Source organism: Cyanobium sp. A1C-AMD (genome assembly GCF_024346495.1).
GTDB lineage: Bacteria > Cyanobacteriota > Cyanobacteriia > PCC-6307 > Cyanobiaceae > Cyanobium_A > Cyanobium_A usitatum.
In genome coordinates this window covers 1-18,743 of the sequence record NZ_JAGQDB010000049.1, presented here as the reverse complement: position 1 = coordinate 18,743, position 18,743 = coordinate 1, and the positions used below count along the sequence as shown (strand labels likewise).

16 protein-coding genes are annotated in these 18,743 nt (G+C 58.5%); 11 read left to right on the top strand and 5 right to left on the bottom strand.

Annotated features, from left to right (window positions below):
- Positions 1 to 494 precede the first annotated feature (494 nt).
- From KBY74_RS09230 to KBY74_RS09190, 9 genes are all read left to right on the top strand, one after another.
- On the top strand, positions 495 to 1,850 hold the full coding sequence (locus KBY74_RS09230; protein ID WP_254942440.1) for a glycoside hydrolase family 130 protein: 1,356 nt from the start codon (positions 495 to 497) through the stop codon (positions 1,848 to 1,850).
- A complete protein-coding gene (locus tag KBY74_RS09225) occupies positions 1,847 to 4,117 on the top strand; it encodes a glycosyltransferase family 4 protein (RefSeq protein WP_254942439.1) in 2,271 nt (756 codons plus the stop codon). Before KBY74_RS09230 ends, KBY74_RS09225 begins: the two co-directional genes overlap by 4 nt.
- Positions 4,114 to 5,226: a Gfo/Idh/MocA family protein gene (locus KBY74_RS09220; protein WP_254942438.1), complete on the top strand. Its 1,113-nt coding sequence runs from the start codon at positions 4,114 to 4,116 to the stop codon at positions 5,224 to 5,226. The genes KBY74_RS09225 and KBY74_RS09220 overlap by 4 nt, the downstream gene beginning before the upstream one ends.
- Complete coding sequence (locus tag KBY74_RS09215) at positions 5,223 to 6,317, top strand: glycoside hydrolase family 130 protein (protein WP_254942437.1); 1,095 nt, start codon at positions 5,223 to 5,225, stop codon at positions 6,315 to 6,317. Before KBY74_RS09220 ends, KBY74_RS09215 begins: the two co-directional genes overlap by 4 nt.
- A gap of 567 nt (positions 6,318 to 6,884) precedes the next feature.
- Positions 6,885 to 7,943 (top strand): GGDEF domain-containing protein, encoded by a 1,059-nt coding sequence (locus KBY74_RS09210; RefSeq protein WP_254942436.1) that lies wholly within the window; start codon positions 6,885 to 6,887, stop codon positions 7,941 to 7,943.
- 31 nt (positions 7,944 to 7,974) lie between these two features.
- Positions 7,975 to 8,352, top strand: a complete 378-nt coding sequence (locus KBY74_RS09205; RefSeq protein ID WP_254942435.1) for a hypothetical protein — start codon at positions 7,975 to 7,977, stop codon at positions 8,350 to 8,352.
- An 86-nt stretch (positions 8,353 to 8,438) separates the two neighbouring features.
- Positions 8,439 to 8,681, top strand: a complete 243-nt coding sequence (locus KBY74_RS09200; protein ID WP_315859053.1) for a hypothetical protein — start codon at positions 8,439 to 8,441, stop codon at positions 8,679 to 8,681.
- An 8-nt stretch (positions 8,682 to 8,689) separates the two neighbouring features.
- Positions 8,690 to 9,904, top strand: coding sequence for an FAD-dependent monooxygenase (locus tag KBY74_RS09195; protein ID WP_254942434.1), 1,215 nt, complete (start codon positions 8,690 to 8,692; stop codon positions 9,902 to 9,904).
- A gap of 22 nt (positions 9,905 to 9,926) precedes the next feature.
- Complete coding sequence (locus tag KBY74_RS09190; RefSeq protein WP_254942433.1) at positions 9,927 to 10,352, top strand: hypothetical protein; 426 nt, start codon at positions 9,927 to 9,929, stop codon at positions 10,350 to 10,352.
- Here the strand turns inward: KBY74_RS09190 and KBY74_RS09185 are convergent.
- Positions 10,335 to 10,700: a hypothetical protein gene (locus tag KBY74_RS09185; RefSeq protein WP_254942441.1), complete on the bottom strand. Its 366-nt coding sequence runs from the start codon at positions 10,698 to 10,700 to the stop codon at positions 10,335 to 10,337. The genes KBY74_RS09190 and KBY74_RS09185 overlap by 18 nt on opposite strands.
- Before the next feature lie 165 nt (positions 10,701 to 10,865).
- Between KBY74_RS09185 and KBY74_RS09180 the strand changes: the two genes are divergently transcribed.
- Positions 10,866 to 12,521, top strand: coding sequence for an alpha-D-glucose phosphate-specific phosphoglucomutase (locus KBY74_RS09180; RefSeq protein WP_254942432.1), 1,656 nt, complete (start codon positions 10,866 to 10,868; stop codon positions 12,519 to 12,521).
- A gap of 49 nt (positions 12,522 to 12,570) precedes the next feature.
- Here the strand turns inward: KBY74_RS09180 and KBY74_RS09175 are convergent, their stop codons facing one another.
- On the bottom strand, positions 12,571 to 13,284 hold the full coding sequence (locus tag KBY74_RS09175) for a GAP family protein (protein WP_254942431.1): 714 nt from the start codon (positions 13,282 to 13,284) through the stop codon (positions 12,571 to 12,573).
- 507 nt (positions 13,285 to 13,791) lie between these two features.
- Here KBY74_RS09175 and KBY74_RS09170 point away from each other — a divergent pair.
- Positions 13,792 to 14,355: a potassium channel family protein gene (locus KBY74_RS09170; RefSeq protein ID WP_254942430.1), complete on the top strand. Its 564-nt coding sequence runs from the start codon at positions 13,792 to 13,794 to the stop codon at positions 14,353 to 14,355.
- A gap of 130 nt (positions 14,356 to 14,485) precedes the next feature.
- Here KBY74_RS09170 and KBY74_RS09165 read toward each other — a convergent pair whose 3' ends face one another.
- The 3 genes from KBY74_RS09165 to KBY74_RS09155 form a co-directional block, all read right to left on the bottom strand.
- On the bottom strand, positions 14,486 to 14,929 hold the full coding sequence (locus KBY74_RS09165; protein WP_254942429.1) for a hypothetical protein: 444 nt from the start codon (positions 14,927 to 14,929) through the stop codon (positions 14,486 to 14,488).
- Complete coding sequence (locus KBY74_RS09160) at positions 14,929 to 18,231, bottom strand: efflux RND transporter permease subunit (protein WP_254942428.1); 3,303 nt, start codon at positions 18,229 to 18,231, stop codon at positions 14,929 to 14,931. The genes KBY74_RS09165 and KBY74_RS09160 overlap by 1 nt, the downstream gene beginning before the upstream one ends.
- A gap of 9 nt (positions 18,232 to 18,240) precedes the next feature.
- The coding region (locus KBY74_RS09155; RefSeq protein WP_396123171.1) for an efflux RND transporter periplasmic adaptor subunit at positions 18,241 to 18,743 on the bottom strand (503 nt) is incomplete at its 5' end.

Here is an 18,743-nt window from a genome sequence, read left to right as displayed (position 1 = left end):
ATTGCTCTGCTCCATCAAGCCCCCTGGTGGAAAAAGTGGTCGAGATGGAGAGGCGTCAACTTTCCTGGCAGAGGGGGACCCTGCGGAGGGGTTACTCGTTCTGCAGCCGCTGAACCGGAATCAACGTACGGACGGCCACTGGAGACGAGAGCGAGTCCGCTACTGAAATCGCAGCATCAAGGGACCTTATCGCAAGTATTTTTTACCTGAAATGCAACCAGAATTGAAACCAGCATCTAGGGTGAAGGAAGGCAAATATTCGCAGCGCTAATCCAGGCCTGAACGGGCACCAAACACAAAGGCAACAATATTCATACCTTTTTTAACCCGACCTTTTTATTTCTAGCTTTTTTGATCCCTAAGGCAGGCTATAAACTATGTCACTTCAGGTCAACAGAACAAATATTCAAATTCGACCGGACCCTTCGCGGGTTTTTTTAAGGGCCTTCGAAACGAGTGGCAGGGAACGCATTCAACGAATTGTTGCTCGGGTCATGGCCCTAAGCCGCTCCGAGGCGGAGCGCGAAGCCTCCATCATGCTGGAGAGCTTTGAAGGCCGCCATGAAAAGTTGCAGGCCTTTCTGCTCACTCGTTTCGGCCATGTGAGCGAGCATCTGATCACCGATCGGCCTCTTAACCGCTGCGAAAGGCTGCTGATCGGTGCCTATTTCACGCTGGAATATTCCCTTGAAGCGGCGGCTCTCTTCAATCCGTCAATCGTGCGGCATCCGGATCAGTCGGGAATCGATGAAGGCAGCATGCGCTTTCTCCTAAGCCTACGGGCGACGGGCGAAGGCCATATCTCCTCAATTGTTTTTCGCACTGGCGTAATCGACCGACAGGGAGGCATCGCCCTCGATCAGCCGAGCCCCTTTGTGGCAGCTGCTGATGTGCATCCAAACCCAAGCTATGACAAGCATCTTTTCGAGCAAAAGCTTGTTGAAATGGGCTTGCTTTCGCATCTTGCTCAGCGGCTGATGGATCAGCTACCTGATTCTTTCAGCTTTGAGAAACTCAAGCAGCTAACCAACCAGGTCCTACGCAGTGATCGTCTCGCCAATACAGACAGCGCGCAGATAGTGGAAAGCGTACTATCGCTGGCACGCGCAAACTACGAGCTCAGCTTCGACCCAGGTGACGACTGCTCAGAGCGGGCTATCTTCCCCACCTCTCCTACCGAAAGTCGAGGCATTGAAGATGCACGATTTGTTGCCTTCAAGGAAGACGGTCAAACTACCTATTATGCGACCTATAGCGCCTATGACGGTCAGCTTGTCTTCCCTCAGTTGCTGGAAACCAAAGACTTCACCCAGTTCAAAATAAGCACCTTAAACGGCCCTGAAGTGGCAAATAAGGGCATGGCCCTATTCCCAAGGAAACTGGGAGGCTCTTACGCCATGCTTTCCAGGCAGGATGGAGAGAATATCTATCTGATGTATTCAGACCAGCTGCACTTCTGGTACGAAAAGCGTATTTTGATGCGGCCCACCTACCCCTGGGAGTTCGTTCAGATTGGCAACTGTGGCTCCCCAATCGAAACCGAAGCTGGCTGGCTGGTACTGACCCATGGTGTTGGGCCGATGCGTAGATACACCATAGGTGCGATTCTGCTCGACATTAACGATCCCGGCCAGGTGATCGGCCGCCTCAAGGAGCCCCTGCTAGAGCCAACTCAGCAGGAGAGAGAGGGATATGTTCCGAATGTTGTCTATAGCTGCGGATCACTAATCCATGCCGATAAGCTGATCATACCTTACGCCATGAGCGATCAGTCAGCCACTTTTGCCACCGTATCCGTTAAGGAGTTATTACGAGAATTGAAGGCCAACCCACTGGAGAAATATCCTTGAAGCCAAGATCTACTCGAAAAATTGCAATCATTGGCGACTATCTGCCAAGAAAATGTGGGATCGCTACCTTCTCACACTCGGTTTATCGAGCTCTCTCCGACGACGCAGCCGACAACGAATGCTTCATCGTTGCGGTAAACGACGTTCCCGAAGGCTACGCCTATCCACCGGAAGTTCGTTTTGAGATTGCAGAACAGGATTTGAGCAGCTATCGCCGCGCTGCCGATTTTCTGAATCTCACCGACACCGATGTCATCTGCCTCCAGCACGAGTTTGGCATCTATGGCGGGCCGGCTGGCAACCATATCCTTACTCTTTTACGCCATGTCCATATCCCTGTGGTTACCCAACTCCATACGATTCTGGAGGAGCCCAGCGCCGAACATCTGCATGTAATGAAAGAGCTCGTGGCACTTTCATCACGGATCATTGTGATGAGTGAAAGGGGACGCCGAATTCTTGAGGAAATCTACGGGTTGCAAGCAGATCATCTTGATGTGATCCCCCATGGCGTGCCAGACATGCCGTTTGTAGATCCCAACTATTACAAAGATCAGTTTGGTGTTGAGGGCAAAAAAGTTCTTCTTACCTTTGGGCTGATCTCGCCAGCCAAGGGGATAGAAAACGTTATCCGGGCCTTACCTGAGGTGGTCAAGGTGTTCCCCGAGGTCGTCTATATCGTATTGGGTGCCACCCATCCCCACCTGCTACGCGAGCAGGGCGAAACCTATCGCTTAAGTCTTGAGAGGCTTGCCCTTGAGCTTGGGGTGAGAAAGCAGGTGATCTTTTACAACCGGTTTGTGAGCGCTGAAGAGCTTAAAGATTTTCTTGGTGTTGCGGATATTTATATCACTCCCTATCTCAACCGTGATCAGATCACCTCCGGCACCCTCTCCTATGCCTTCGGTTGCGGCAAGGCGGTGATCTCCACCCCCTACTGGCACGCAGAAGAGCTGCTTGCTGAAGACCGGGGCGTGTTAGTGCCCTTTCACAACAGTGATGCAATTGCCGATGCACTGATCGGTTTGTTGATCGATGAAGTGCGTAGACATGCCATGCGCAAGCAGGCCTACCTACTGGGTAGGGGCATGATCTGGAGTCAGGTGGCTGAACTTTATGCCAGCTCATTTGAGCGCGCCAGACTAGAGCGTGGCAACGGAGTGGTACTGCACTCCCCCATCAAGCCCCTGGAGCAGGAACCGCGCGAGCTTCCAGCCCTGAGGATTGAGCACCTGAAGAGAATCTCGGATTCAACAGGTATTTATCAGCACGCCAAATTCACGTTCCCCAATTTCAAGGAAGGATATTGTACGGATGACAATGTTCGCGCACTGCAATTACTTGTAATGCTGGAAGAATCGGGCGACGCCACGCCCGATGTACAAGCACTGGCCACTTGTTATGCATCGTTCATTAACTATGCCTACATCCCGGGAACGTGCCGATTTCATAACTTCATGAGCTTCGAGCGCACCTGGCTCGATGAAGACGGCTCCGATGATTGCCTGGGCCGCACCTTGCTAGCCCTGGCTGCCTGTGTGGGGAGATCCCGCCGCAATGATTTGCGTCACTGGGCAGTGGATCTGTTTCAGATGGCGTTGCCCTCGGTCACCAAAACAACAAGCCCACGGGCTTGGGCCCTTGGACTCAAGGCTATCCACGAGTATCTGCGCAAGCTGAGTGGCGATCGAACCGTCGATCTGATGCGCGATACCCTCACCGATCAGTTGCTGATGGCCTTCAATCAGAACTCCGCTGATGAATGGCCCTGGTTTGAGCAGGTGCTCAGTTACGACAATGCTTCACTGCCGCACGCCCTGATCCTCAGCGGCCGCTGGTCAAATCGAAGCGAAGCCCTTGATGTGGGTCTGCGCAGTCTGCGCTGGTTGATGGCAGAGCAAACCGCTGAAGCTGGCCATTTCAGACCAATTGGTTCCAATGGCTTCTACCGCCGGGGCCAGCAGCGGGCCACCTTCGACCAGCAACCACTGGAGGCCTGCGCTTCAGTTTCGGCCTGCGTTGAGGCCTGGTCAGCTACGGGCGATAGCTTCTGGCTCCGCGAGGCCTGGCGAGCCTTTGCCTGGTTCATAGGCGACAACGACCTGCACCTGCCGCTCTATGACGCACGCACTGGCGGCTGCTTTGACGGTCTTCAAGACGACAGCGTCAACATGAACCAGGGTGCCGAATCAACCCTGGCCTTCCTCCTGGCTCTGCAGGAAATGCGACTACTCGAACTCGCTCGCCATTCAATCCCCAAGCCATGAATAAGATCCGCATCGGCGCCATAGGAGCGGGAGGGTTTGGCCTGTTTGCCCTCCAGCAGTTTCTACAAGTTGAGGGGGCCGAGCTGGTGGCCATGGCTGGCACCCATCGAGAGGCGGCCCTCGCCATGGCCCGCCGTTTCGGAGTTACTGAAACCCTGGAGGTGGAAAGCCTGCTCCAACTTGATCAGGTTGACCTTGTTTACATCGCCACGCCGCCCTTCCTCCATTACGCCCAGGTGCGTGCAGCACTGGAGGCAGGCAAGCATGTGATCTGCGAGAAGCCGCTGGCGCTAAGCCTGGCCCAAGCTGATGAGCTATTGCAGCTGGCCCGCTCCCGCGATCGCCTCTGCATCGCCAACCTGATGCAGCGCTACAACCCGCTATTTGAGGCCGTGCGCCAACTGATCGATTCCAAGGTGATCGGCGAGTGCCTGCATGGCTGGTTTGATAATGCCGCCGGCGATGAGGGGCTTTCAGCCGAGCACTGGTTCTGGGATCGCAGCAAAAGTGGCGGCATCTTCATTGAACATGGCGTGCATTTCTTCGATCTGTTCGAAGGTTGGCTGGGGAAGGGAGAGGTTGTCTCCTCCCAGCGGACTCTGCGCCCAGGCTCCGGCATTGAGGAGCAGGTGCAGTGCGTGGTGCGCTACGGCAATGGTGCCCTAATCAACTTCTATCACGGCTTCACCCAGCCGGCGCGGCTGGAGCGCCAGGAATTCAGGCTGCTATTTGAACACGGTGAATTGACCCTGGAGGAATGGGTACCTACTCGGGTCCGGCTGCGGGCCGTGGTGGATGAAGAGCAATCGCGCAGGTTGATGCAGATCTTCCCTGACGCCAGGCTTGATGTTCTCGAAAGCTATAGCGGCTCTAAGCGCCTAGCCCGTGGACGCCACAAAGACTTTGACACCTATCAGAAGATCGATCTTCATGCTGGATTGGAGGCCGAGAAGATGCGCCGTTATTGCGAGCTACTGCGGGCACTGTTCGCCGACCAGATCGCCTGGATTGCAGATCGTTCCCATCAACGGCTGATCACTGAGGAGAATGGCCGCAACTCCCTCGCCATGGCCTGCGCGGCAACGCAGCTAGCTGAGCCTGGCGGATGAGACCCCGTTTATTTAGCAGCTGCCTGCTGACCCCTGAGCAGCTTGCACCTTCTCAGCAAGACATGCGAGTTGTTGGCGCCTTCAATCCAGGCGCCGTCACAACGGAGCAGGGAGTTGTGCTAATTATCAGGGTTGCCGAGGCGCCTAGGCAGATCCGGCCGGGTTTCGTGGGTTTGCCGCGCTGGGATCTGGAGGCAGGAAAAATAGTTATCGATTGGCTGGCTGAGCAGGAATTGATTGTTGAAGATGCCAGGGTAGTGAAGATCAGGAAAACGGGCCTGCTGCGGCTCACTTCCACCTCCCATCTGCGCGTGGTTCGCAGCGCCGACGGTCGCCAGATCGAGCCCAGTGAGCAGCAAATCCTCCGGCCCAGCCTCGGCTGTGAGAGCTATGGCATCGAGGATCCCCGCATCACGCCAATTGATGGTCATTTTTATATCACCTATGTAGCCGTATCCCCCCACGGTGCGGCAACAGCTTTGGCCTCTACACTTGATTTCAGCTCCTTCAAGTTCCACGGGCCGATCTTCTGCCCGGAAAACAAGGATGTGGTGCTGTTCCCGGAGCTTATCGGCGGCCAGTATTTCGCGCTGCATCGGCCCACCACTGCCCATGATTTTTCCCGTCCGGAGATTTGGCTGGCCTCATCACCCGATCTACTGCATTGGGGCAAGCACCAGCCCCTGCTGGGCTCTAGTGCAGGCTGGGATTGCGGCCGCATCGGCGCGGGCACACCACCGATCCGCACAAAGGAGGGATGGTTGGTGATCTATCACGGCAACAATAAGGGCGAAGGTGAAAGCGGCATCGGCAGCTATGGGGCTGGAAAGCTGCTTTTGGATCTCGATCAGCCCTCGAAGATTCTCAGCGCAGGAGAGCAGATATTGGCACCAGAGATGGAGTATGAACGTCTGGGATTTGTGCCAAATGTGGTGTTCCCCACTGGCATCATCCAACAGGAGGATTCACTGCTGATCTACGCAGGAGCCGCTGATACCGCCACCTGCGTAGTGGAACTTGGGCTTGCTGATCTGCTGATCAGCGACAGCAGCCAGAATTGGAGGTATCGGCAGTCACCCATCGGCGCATGAACATTGAACCTGAATTCATTGCCCATACATTGAAGGAATGGTGCACAAGCAATTGCTCGGGGCAGCAGTGTTCAGAGGGGTTCAAGCCAAACTCACACCACCTCAGTTCTAAATATTGGCTCAGGGGAGAACTGGGATCGCTGAGATGTACCAATAACACTGGAAGCCAGGTCTCTATGCAAGCTATGCATAGAACACTTCAGAACCTTAACCCATGCCTGGCCATAAGATTTACTACGCGTCACACTAAGACGATGCATAATGGCACAAAACAATTAAAATGCAGAGCATTTGAATTTGAGCCCCAGCACGCCTCCGCGGCCCAGCGGATGCCTACTCCCTAACACTTACAAAACGATCAATACATGACTGACGCCGATACCTCACCCGAGAATTCTCGGAATAACTATTTAGCAAGCACGGCCTGCCCGCCCCAAAATAGCCATAATCATCTTCCCAAATTTGCGTCAAATCTTAATTTCCCACAAGAGCTGATAGAGAGCCATCCAGATCTATTCTGGGAGGTCGACATTGAAGGGAAATGGTCATACCTTAACTCTGCGTGCAATGCCATTTACGGCATCGCCCCCCGAAGGCCTGCTAGGTCGTTTCTTTACCGAAAGAGTTGACTCTGATCAATTGCCTTACGACCTGCAGATATTTCAGAGATTACTAGCTGGTGACTCAGTAAACAACCACATCACTAAGCACTTACGTATTGATGGGCAGCCTGTTATTTTGGCCTACACCGCCCGATCCCGTCGCAATCAGAATGGAGAGGTGATCGGCACCTATGGCACAGCCATAGAGGTGACAGGCATGGTTGCCCAGCTCTCAGGCCAAGCCCAACGGGATGCCCTCAGTGAGGAAGCCGCATCTAGCAACCTCAATTCGGCCAACGCCCATCCATGGGAAAGACGTCAGCTCGAGATCCTGAAACAGGCAAACAGTCGTTTGCACGCCAGCGCCAACATCGATGAGCTCACAGGATGCCTGCGAAGAAACGCATTCATTGAGCAGCTCGAGAAATTGCGACTAAAGACTCAGGCACAGGAGCCTATTAGCCTGATCATGATTGACATTGACAACTTCAAGTTGATCAATGACAACTACGGACACGCAAGAGGAGACGAGGCTCTGAAGCGGGTTGGAGCTGCATTATCAGCGCAATTAGGAGATCAGGCATTTGCCGCAAGATTTGGCGGCGACGAATTTGTTATCGCCATTCCCTCGCAGTTGCCCGATGAAACCATAAGTTGGCTCAGCGCCATTCAAGACGGTCTTCGAAGCCAAGCGAAACGAGCCTCTGATTTCCCTGAAGGCATCTTAATGAGTGCAGGCATACTTTATTGCGCTTCTGGCGTTAAAGTCATTTTTGAAGACGTGATTCAAGAGCTTGACAATTTGCTCTATGAAGCAAAGCCAGGGGTCGCAATTGCTTCGTCAGCAAAGAAATATCCAAATAAACGTTCTACCTCCTTGATCCGAGTCGGACAGGCAAGGTCGCTCGTCTGGCGAGAGCTGGGTTCAGCGCAGCTGAGTCGGGAAAGAGGGGGATGGGCGCTCCACCCACCATATGTGGGCCCCTGGCAACCCCAAACACCACATCTAGTGATCTGCTCCTAAAGTCTAATAGTTCGGATGGCCTACGACGCCGATGAAGACCTTGGCGAAGACCGGCAGCCTGATGAAGTCGTTGGCGAGCTCCCTGGTGTTGCCGGGTGAGGACACCACCCCAGCTGCGCCGGTGGTCTACACCACTGCCATCCGCTGCGACGGCAGTCTGGCCCAGTCCCTCGCCGGCATCAGCCTGCTGGCCAACCAGCTCGGCTTCACCCACGCCCCCGAAACCCTCTACGCCGTTGACGGCCAGAGCGCCGCTTTCCATGCCGACCATGGCGCCAGGGCAGTGAGCCTGGCAGTGGAATGCAACCCCCGCCAGCAGACCGTCTCCCTGGCAGTGAGCGGGCTGGATCACCAAGACACCTTTGAAACATTCCATCAGGTGTCCAGCACCCTGTTTGGCGACTGCTGATCGGGAGCCGTGATCCAGGCGGCCCCCCTCCTACGCTTGGCCTTCCCCTCAATGCTGTGGCCATGGTCAGTGGAACGGAGCGTGCCTTGAATGCCCCGCCGGCCTCCCGCAACACGTCGGCCACCCTGGATGCCATCCAGCTGATGCTGCGCGACCTGCACACCCGGCACGATGAAATACGCCACCGGGCTGCATTCCGCGGCTGCACCAATGAACTGTTGGCCGTTCAGCAGGAGCTGGTGGAATATTTGCTCAGCAAGAAAAGCCAGTTGACGGGCCATGTCGACCCGGTGAGCGGCGGCACTCGCAACTACAACTCCTTCGTTTGAGTGGCCCCTTGAGCCACCGCCCCAAGGTGGTGGTGGTGGGTGCCGGACCAGCGGGGGCAAGCTTGGCCCTACTGCTGGCCCGTGGCGGTATGGCCGTAATCCTGGTAGAGGCCGGCACCAACCTGGAGCGTCAATTCCGCGGCGAAGCGCTGATGCCCTCCGGGCTAGAGGCCCTGGCGGCCATGGGGCTGCTCGAGCTGATTCCAGGCCTGCCCCACCGGCCCCTGGTGGAATGGCGCTTCGTGGTGAATGGCCAGGAGCTATTCACCGCCACCGAGCCCCTCGGCGGCGATCCGAGCCGGCCCTGCACCCTGGTGAGCCAGCCGGCCCTGCTGGAGGCCCTGCTGAAACGGGGCAGCACCTACCCCTCATTTGCGATTGAGCGGGGCCAACCGGTGGTTGACCTGCTGTGGCAGCAGGAGCGGGTGGCGGGGGTGCAACTGCGCGATGGCCGTCAGCTAACTGCCGACCTTGTCGTCGGCTGCGATGGCCGGGGCTCCCTAGTGCGCCAGAAGGCAAGACTAGCGCTGCAGAGCAGCCCCAGCCCGATCGACTTGCTCTGGTTTCAACTGGCCAGTCCCGCCGCCTCGCCTTTAGCGGGCTCCTTCACCACCCTGGTGGGGCCCCAGGGGGTTTTCAGCGCTTTCGAAAGCGCCAGCGGCGGCGTTCAGCTGGGTTGGGTTATGGGCAAGTCTCAAGCCACACCCGAGCTCAGCAGAGAAGGCTGGATCGAGCGGATGGCAGCCTTGAGTCCGCCTCAGTTAGCGGCCTGGCTACGGCAGTGGCGCGGCGGGTTGGGGGCGCCCAGCCGGCTGACGGTGCAAGTGGGACTAGCGGAGCGCTGGTGCCACCCGGGCCTGCTACTGCTTGGCGATGCGGCCCACCCGATGGGACCGGTGCGAGCCCAGGGCATCAACATGGCCCTGCGTGATGCCTGGGTAGCCGCCATGCGGTTGTTGCCTCTGCTCAGCAGTGGCTGCAGCGGCGCTGCCCTTGATGGGGTGGCCGTCCAAATTGAGGCGGAGCGGCGGCCCGAAATCATCAGCATGCAAACCCTGCAGGCTGCCGAAGCAGCCCGGGGAGAGCAGTTGCGGCAGCAGGGTTGGTTGCGGGGGGCTCTGGCGATCGCCGCACCCCTTGTGGGTCCCGCGATCGCAGCCCACTGGAGACAGCAGCAACAACCGCTGCGCCAGGGACTAGCCCAGCTGCCAGGACCGCCATGATGGGGGCAACCCCGGTGGAACCATGGCCGCGCCTCGGATTGATCCCGCACTTGCCCTTGGCCTGATCGCCCTGCTGGCTGCCCCCCTACAGGCAGCACCCAAGGACCCGCCATACCCCTCCATGGAACTGTTGCGAGAGCTCCAGCTCCAAACCTTCGCCTGCGGAAGAGAAAACACAATTGAAGCCTGCGGCAAGGCAAGCACCATGGCCGATCCGCTGATGGATCACCCCCGCCTTGGCGCCACCTGCAAGGACGCCATCTGGACGATCCGCGAACGGGCAAAGCCAGCTACCACAAACACTTTTGAAAGGCGCGAAGCTCTCAACCGAGCCGGCCAGGACGTGATCCCCTTCTGCAAACAGCAGACCCGCTCGGTCGCCCCGAGCAAAACCGACACCAAACCCAAGGAGAAAAAAGGTGTGTTCAACCTAATTCCGGGGTCCTGATCCTGGTCCTGGTCCTGATCCCGATCCCGGCTGGCTCTCGATCAGGTTCAGCACCTGCTGGGCAGTGCTGTCCATAAAAGCCAGCGACCAGCCGACCTGCACCACCGCCTGATCGGCCAAGGCACAGAGACCATCCTTCTGAGCAGCAACTTCACAGCTGGCAGACAGGCCCAGTAAGGCATTGGTGAGCTTGCCGCGCAGGCAGGTTTCCTTGCCGCGTCGCTGGATCACGGCTTCAGCTGCCAACCGACTGCGCTGCACCGCCTCCGCCAAAGGAAGGGCGCGGGCTCCCCCCATCACTGCCGCCCGGCCGGCTTCTGTGGCCGCCAAGGAGCTGGCTGTCAGCACCAAGCCAGCTAAGCAAGCCACTCTCCAAATGTGCCCGCTGGCAAACCTGTTTTCGGCCAACACCCCTGTCCCCATTCAACTGCCTTCCCTTGGAAGCTAGTCAGTTCTGGGAAGGTGACAAGCCAAGGCTAATTTGGTGCCCCAGTGCCCCTGTGGATTCGGCCGATGACCAGCAGTAATCCCGTGAGCATTCGGCAGATTTCCCTGATCCAGCCTTTCAGCGACCAGAAGCCCGGCACCTCCGGTCTGCGCAAGAGCAGTCGCCAGTTCCAGACCCCCCACTACCTAGAGAGCTTCATCGAAGCGAGCCTGCAGGTGCTGCCAGGCGTGGCCGGTGGCACCTTGGTAGTGGGAGGTGACGGTCGCTACGGCAACCTCGCAGCCATCAGCGTGATCGCCCGCATGGCCGCCGCCCATGGCGTGGCCCGGCTGATTACCACCACCGGCGGCATCCTCTCCACCCCAGCCGCCTCCCACCTGATACGTCAACACGGCGCCGTAGGCGGGGTGATCCTCTCGGCCAGCCATAACCCCGGCGGCCCCGATGGCGATTTCGGCGTCAAGATCAACGGCGCCAACGGCGGCCCCACGCCGGAATCGATCACCGACGCGATTTACGCCGCCACCTTGGAACTAGGCGGCTATCGGATCTGCGCAGGCGGCAGCGATCCCGACCTCTCAACGCCAGGGCTCAGCCGCATTGGCGACCTGCAGGTTGAGGTTATTGATGGCGTCGACGACTACGTAGCGCTGATGCAGCGCCTGTTCGACTTCGACCAGATCGGCGATCTGCTGCGGGGCGACTTTCCGATGGCCTTCGATGCCATGCACGCGGTGACCGGCCCCTACGCCAGCCGGATCTTCGAGGAATTGCTCGGCGCTCCCGCGGGCACAGTGCGCAACGGCATCCCCCTGGAAGATTTTGGCGGCGGCCACCCCGATCCCAACCTCACCTACGCCCACGACCTGGCCGAGCTGCTGATGGGCAGCGATGCCTACAAATTCGGTGCCGCCTGCGATGGCGACGGCGACCGCAACATGGTGCTGGGGGCTCGCTGCTTCGTGAACCCGAGCGACAGCCTGGCGGTGCTCACCGCCAACGCCACCTTGGCCCCGGGCTACGCCGATGGCCTTGCCGGTGTGGCTCGCTCAATGCCCACCAGCGCCGCCACCGATGTGGTGGCAAAGGAGCTTAGTCTGGCCTGCTTCGAAACGCCAACGGGCTGGAAATTCTTCGGCAACCTGCTTGACGCGGGGCGGATCACCCTTTGCGGTGAGGAGAGTTTCGGCACGGGTTCAAACCACATCCGCGAGAAGGACGGCCTCTGGGCCGTGCTGTTCTGGCTGCAGATCCTGGCCAGGAAGCAGGCGCCGGTGAGCAGGATCATGGCCGAGCACTGGAGCCGTTTCGGCCGGCACTACTACTCTCGCCACGACTACGAAGCCATCGCCAGCGAGGCCGCCCACGGCCTCTACAACCGCATCAAGGAGATGCAGCCCGCGCTGGTGGGCCAAAGCTTCGCCGGCCGCAGCGTCGCTACCGCCGACGACTTCGCCTACACCGATCCGGTGGACGGCTCCCTAACCAGCGGCCAAGGCCTGCGTCTGCTGCTCGACGATGGCAGCCGAGTGGTGCTGCGCCTCTCCGGCACCGGCACCCAGGGAGCCACCCTGCGGGTTTACCTGGAGAGCTATGTGCCCCCTAGCGGCAACCTCAGCCAGGATCCCCAAATCGCCCTCGGCGAGCTGATCACGGCAATCGATGGACTGGCCGAAATCAAAACCCGCACGGGGATGGATCGCCCCACCGTGATCACCTGAGGGCCGCCCCTTCCCCCTTGGGGCTTCACCAGAGCCCGATGCTTCTCGCTCACCCCAGATGCAGGCCCTCGATGCCCTGCCAGCCCAGATAGAACGCCAGGGCCACGCTCACTAGACCCACCAGCAGGTCGCCTTTGGCGAACAACCACTGCTTGCCCCGCTCCAACAGCGCCAGCACGCGCTCAGGGCCGGCCAACAGCAGAGCCAACAGCGGCATCAACAGCAGGCTGGCGCTCACCAGGCTGAACACACCAGTGGCGAGCAGTTCTGTGCCCGTGCCCAGGCCGGCAGCCAACAGGCTGCCGGCCGTCTTGGTGAACAGAAACAGAGCGTCGGGTCTGACCACCTCCAAGGCAGCACTGACCGCCAGCAGCAGCGGCAGCGGCATGGCGCAGAACTGGTCGAGTTTGCGGGTCCAACCCGGGGGCTCTGCGCTCCCATCCCCTTTGTTCAGCAGTTCCTTCATCCCGAGCCCCAGCAGGACGCCTGCAGCCACCAGATCCAGGCCGGTGCGGTGGCTGCTGCCCTTTTCCATGCCGAGGAACAGTCCATGGCCGGCGGTGGTGAGCAGCGTTACCACCAAAACGGCGGTGATCAGCCAACCGGCTACAAACCAACCGCCCCGCTGCAGCGGCCGGGGGCCGAGCAACAGCAACAGCAACAGACCGATGTGAAGCGGCGAGAAGCCGATCGCCAGGCCGAAAGCGGCCAGCTCACCAAGCAGGGCGCCGAGGCCCTGGCTGGCAGACCCAGGATCAGCCATGTCAGAAATCAGTGTTGCGAAGAATCATCTCCTTCGCCAACCGATAAGGGAAGAAGTCCCGGACACCGACGCTGAGGCTGGGTTGCATCAGGCCCGCAGTCTTGGTGCTCCGTCGGTCGCAATGGGGGAGCCCAGAGACCACCTCGGCGCCAGCTGAGGAAGACCTGGACGATCAAAATAACTGTTCAATAAACCCATCATTAAGCCCAGGACGCGCTAAAGAATTCAGGCTGCCCACACACAACACTCTACGAAGCGTGAATCCAGGGGATTGGCGCAGATGCTCACAACGATGACGGCCTGGATGCAATCAAAGATTCAAAAGAACTGGAACGGACGCGTGAAGCCGTTGATTCTCGCGCCGGAATCCATCAAAATGCTCGCAGTCCCCATGCCACCGCTATGCCGAGCTCCTGCCCCAGGATTCCTGGCATGTTAGCCAACACGGGAATCGCAGTGGCTCTCTAGCGATTGGCTGATGCCATTCACGACAAGTAACTTCGAGGATTGACCGGTCAGATGAGGTGGAAACACATGAAATGGGTGCTACTGGGCGGAGCATCAGCGGCCGGGATCGTCTTAAGCAGCTATCCAACGACGCCCCAGCTTTTGCGCTGCCCTGAGATCGGCAGCCTCCCGGGCATCGTGCTGGGAATGTTCATTGCCACAACAATCATCCATACAGTAGTGACATCCATACAGGCAGACCTGGTTCACTCAAAACGTCTCAGCGCCTGGCTCTCAACAAGCGGCGGACGGCGCCACTTGTTGATTGCCATTGGCGCACTCATGACGGCGGCCACATTATTCCTGGAAATTCTCCTCTGGGCATGGGTCTATCGCCAGGTCGGCGCGATTCACGGCTTAGAAGAAAGTATATATTTCTCCGGCATTACATTCACAACAGTTGGCTATGGAGATGTCACGCTGGCAAAATGTTGGCAGTTATTAAGCGTGGGAGAAGCTGTGAACGGGGTCTTGATGGCCGGATGGAGCGCCGCTCAACTGATTTTCCTTGTCCAGAGGATGATGATCTTGAGCGTACAATCTGAGGAAACAAAAGCGGATTAACCCAAGACGTTTAATCAATATCAAATTCACTATTGGCCATATGCATCTGGCCACCACAGGCTTCCGCGTTATTCAATGTTCATCGCACCAACAGCACCCAGGCCAACTCCCTACGAGCAGCAATAAAGGCTCAAGCCGCTGTAGAGCCAGTCCCGCGATCGACGGAAGAGAGATAATGAAAGTGAGTGGGCCTAGACCAGTACAAAGCAAGAGGAATTGCGACCAACTCATTGATCAACATGGCACGGGTGTAGGAGGACAATCCAATTTCGCCTTGGCCAAGCAGCAACAGTTGAACAATCAAGATCTTAAAAACCCCAATCCACAAAACCACTCGCAGCCAGTTAAGAGCCTTCAGAGACTTCCCGTTTGCAACAGCAAACATGGCGAGCAGGCTGGCAAGCGAAACCACTATGCCCACAAAGCGGTGGAGCACAAGCTCCTCGACAGCAGGGACTGAAGAGAGCCGCAACCCGGATATAAAAAAGGCCAAACAAATGGCTTGATGGAAATAGACAATCCTTGTCATCATGCCAAACCCCTTGGGCTTTGACTGGCGAGACTCAGCAGCCATCAATCTTGTCCAGAGATGGTAGGAACAACCACGGTTCTGGCGTCACCTCGGCCACCCTCCCCGAACCAACGCTCCTCCAGCTGCTTGATCAGCACATAGAAGGGAGGCACCACGCCCAGGGACAGCACAGTGGCCACCAGCAGGCCTCCAAATATCACGGTGCCCAGCGACTGCTGGCTGTTGGCGCCAGCGGTGGTGGCCACCACCAGCGGCAGGAAACCGGCCAACGAGGCAATAGCCGTCATCAGGATCGGCCGCATGCGGGATTCGGCAGCTGCCATGGCCGCCTCGACGACGCCCATGCCCTCCTTCAGATGCTCCTCGGCCACCTCCACAATCAGGATGCCGTTCTTGGCCGCAAGACCGATCAGGGTCACCAGCCCCACCTGGGCATAGATGTTGAGATCGATCGAGCGCAAAGCCAGGAACACCAGGGCACCCAGCATGGCCAGCGGCACCGTCATCAGGATGACCACCGGCGTGATATAGCTCTCGTACTGAGCCGAAAGCACCAGATAAACAATCAAAATACCCAGGCCAAATACCAGCACGCTGGCACTACCGGCTGACAGCTGCAACGACGCCAGGCCCGTGAAGGCATACCCGATGTTGTTGAAATCCAGCTTCTCAAAAATCTGCTGAATGGCCGTGAGGGCCTGTCCCGAGCTCTTGCCGATGGCTTCAGCGCCCTGCACCAAAATGGTGCGATACAGGTTGTAGTGGCTGATCACCGGCGGCGCACTGGTGAGCTCAGACGAGGCAAACTCGCTTACCTGCACCAGCTTGTTGTCGCGGTTTCGCACGTAATAGCTGAGCACGTCCTCTAACGTGCTGCGCCCAGACGCCTCAGACTGCACATAGATGTTGCGCACCTGGCCGTTCTCATAGGTGAGTCCGGAATAGTTGCCACCAGCGAGCACAGCAATCGTCTGCATCGCCTGCTGGAAGTCGATATTCAGAGTACCCATGATCGAGCGATCAATCTTCAGCCCAAAAGCTGGCGCGCTGGGAATGAACTGGGTGTAGAGGCTGGAAAACTGATCCGAGGCGGTGCCGGCGGCCACCAACTCCTGGGCCAGACGATCGAGCTGGTTGAAGCTGTAGGAGCCGTTGCTGAGATCGTTGAACTGGAAGTAGAAGCCCCCCTGGGCCGAAAAGCCCGGAATTGCCGGGGGCTGGGCGGCCACCACCAGACCGCTACTTATTTTGGAGAGCTTGGCATTGAGCCTCGCCACGATGGCCGGGGCCTTCTGATCGGCCCCACTGCGCTCCTCCAGGGGCTTCAGGCCAAAGAAAAACACCCCCTGATCCGGGCTGGAGCCGTTGAAGCCGTAGCCGCTGATTACCGAAGCCGCGGTGATATCGGGCTCCTGCTTGAGCACCTTGGCGATCTCCTGGCCTGTCTGCTGGGTGAGGGTCAGGGAGGCACCGTTCTGCAGCTGGAAGATCCCCACCCCGTAGCCCTGATCTTCCTCCGGAATGAACGCCGAAGGCAGAGCAGAAAACGCCAGAGCGGTGAGCACGATGCCGCCGATCAACCCGGAGAACACCAGTTTGCGCTTGCGGATCAGCACCCCCAGCAGCTCGGCATAGCGCTGCTGCAGCCAGGCAAAGAAGCTGTTGAAGCGATCAAAGATCAGGGCCAGCCGGCTGCCGGCGATGCCGAACAGCACCACCCCGAACACATAGGCACCAGGGCCGAAGGAGGCCGCGCTGAAGCGACCGAAGGCCAGACCCACCACCACGCCCCCGATCGTCCAACCCCAACCCTTCGGCTTCGGGGGCTGCTCCTGCTTGAGGATCAGGGCCGACATCATCGGCGAGAAGGTGAGAGCGTTGAAGGTGGAGATGGCGATCGAGAAGGCGATCGTGAGCGCAAACTGCTTGTAAATAATCCCGATGCCGCCCGGATAGAAGGCCACCGGCACGAACACCGCCATCAACACCAAGGAGGTGGCAATCAACGCGCCGATCAGGCTGCCCATGCACTCCATCGCCGCCTTGCGCGGGCTCATGCCACTTTCGAGGTTTTTGGAGACGGCCTCAATCACCACGATGGCGTCATCCACCACCAGGCCGGTGGCGAGCACCAAGCCCAGCAGGGTCAGCTGGTTGATCGAAAAGCCAAAAGCCTTGATGAAGGCAAAGGTGCCGATCAGGGAGATTGGAATCGCCAGGCTGGGAACCACCGTGGCGCGCCAGTTCTGCAGAAACAGGAACAGGATCACCAGCACCAGCACGATCGCCAGGCCTAGGGCATCGGTAACCCCACTCACGGCCGACTCGATGAACTGGCCGATGTTGTAGATCTGCGTCACGGTGATCCCCGCAGGCACGGTCTGGGAGAACTGGTCCATCACCGCTACGACCGCTTCCGACACATCCAGCGCGTTGCTCTCGGGGGTCTGGAACACAGCCACGGTGATCGCTGGGTTGCCTTCAACACTGACGGCCTGCTGGGCAAAGGTATTGAAGCCGTATGTGGCCTGACCCACATCCCGGAGCCGCAGCAGGTTGCCCTGGGGTGACTTGCCCACGATCAAATCGTTAAGCTGCTCCACCGACATCAGGTTGCCGTTGTCGGCCACCAAGATCGGGTAGGCGAAGAGCTGGTCTCCTCCGGCTGGCGGGCCACCGATCAGACCGCCAATCGCAACACTGTTTTGACTCTTGACAGCATTAACGATCTGATCGGCGGTCAATTGGTTTGCCGTGAGCTTGTTGGGGTCAACAAACAGCCAGAAAGCTGGATTGCTGCCGCCCAACATGCTCACCTGGGCGACGCCGGGAACCCGTTCCAGTTGGTAATAGAGCTGCTCATAGATGAGGCCATTGATATAAGGCGAATCAAACTGTCCCTCGGTTGAGGTCACCTGATAGGCCAGCAGGATCGAGGGCGTGCTCTGCATCACCGACACCCCCGTGGCCGACACCTGCTGCGGCAACTGGGGCATAGCCAGGGACACGCGGTTCTGCACGTTCACCTGGTCGATGTTGATATCAGTGTCTTCGTTGAAATAAACCTGAATGATGCTCTGCCCCGTGTTCGAGCTAGTGGAGGAGATGTAGGCGGCACCCGGCACACCGTTGATCTGCTGCTCGAGCGGATTGGTCACCGCCTGTTCGGTCACCACGGAGTTGGCCCCGCCATAGTTGGCCGTCACCTGAATCAGGGGCGGCGCGATGTTGGGGAGGTTCTCAATTGGCAGGCTTGGGATCGCGATGATGCCCATCAGCACGATCAAAATGCTGCAAACGGTCGTCAGAACCGGCCGTTTAATGAAGTTATCGGAGAGCGACATGGGTGATCCTCAGTTCACACCCGGCTGGGCAGCACCGGCCAGCTTGACCGGCATGCCGGTGCGCAACAGGGCGGTGTTGCTAACCACCACCTGATCGCCGGCCACTAGGCCCGAGATCACGGGATAGCGGTTGTCCTGCAAGGTGCCGAGTTTCACCGGCATCTGCACCACGATCGGCGTTTCCGCCGGCAGAGCCTCCAGCTTCTGCTTCTGGGCTTCCGGTATCTGGGTGGAGGCCCGGATCTTGGCGAGCACCTGCTTGAGCCGAAAAATGCGGTAAACGAAGGGCTGCTGAGCCTGCATCATCACGGCCTGCACCGGCACCGAGAGCTGGCGGGTGCTGCCAGTGATGATCCGGTTGCGCACGTACTGGCCGGTTTTGAGCTTGCCGGTGAGGTTGGGAAACGAGGCCTTCACAAGCACCGTGTTCGGCGACGCCTGGTTGCCGCTCATGCCGAAGTACGGCGAGATGAATACCACCTTGCCTGTGCTAATCACCGGCGGAGTTCCCT